Genomic DNA, 833 nt, shown 5'->3' with positions numbered 1-833 from the left:
ATGGTATTTGAGGATCACCGGGTGTTCTGCCCGGATAGCGGTGGGGAGTATGGTACTCAACGGACGCAGTGAACTGCCGGTTTTGTTTTGCTTTGGTGCAGCCGCATAAATCGCATCAGGCTGGCCAAAACGGGTCAACAGTACTGATGGCAGTGCCAGCGCACGATTAAACCCTTTGCAGGTCAGCTGACCGGTGGGTGCCTCCGGTTTTTCACCGTGGCGCAGGAATACGACGGTGGTTTCTGCCTGCACAGTAAAAGCAGTCAGCAACAAAGAACCGAAAGTCATCAGCAAGGCATGTTGTAACAGAGATTTTAATGTAACCATCAGAATGAATCTTATCTGTGAAAGAAACGAAATAATGCTCATGGCTATTTTAAACGAAAATACAATGAGGGTTATTTTGTTTGTGCTTCTTTTGATGTTTATTGCTATGCAGGTGAGTTTGATGCCCTTTATGTTTCCATTTGTGTTTTGTAATGTGCATTTAGACATATATATATCCAGCCCGATAAAAAGGATGGATGTATTCATTATGGCGTTGAAATAATATTCTTAAAAGAAAGGCCCCGGTGTGTTCAGGCAGGCGTTTTGTGCTGCAATGATAATGTCTGTCAGATTAGTCTTGATGTATCTTGTTTGTTACATTTTGAAGTGATGTCTCTTTTTGTGATCTGATTCCGATCTTTAATTCTGTTTTATTGTAAATTTACAGCGTTATAATCTAGTATGGCCGATATCATTCCTGCATTCCACTCCTGCTAATGGGGCTGGAGTGACAGGTAACTATCGCGAATTGACCGTCTGGTGAATACCTGAATCTTCGTCCGGGG

1 pseudogene is annotated in these 833 nt (G+C 42.9%); it reads right to left on the bottom strand.

The annotated features are described in order from the left end of the window. A pseudogene (locus ADK28_RS32515) lies at positions 1-495 on the bottom strand (hypothetical protein); the annotation flags it as partial. Positions 496-833: the final 338 nt, after the last annotated feature.

The sequence above is a fragment of the Serratia sp. 506_PEND genome, from assembly GCF_001076875.1.
In the GTDB taxonomy this organism is placed as follows: domain Bacteria; phylum Pseudomonadota; class Gammaproteobacteria; order Enterobacterales; family Enterobacteriaceae; genus Serratia; species Serratia marcescens.
This window is presented reverse-complemented; position numbering and strand designations above follow the sequence as displayed.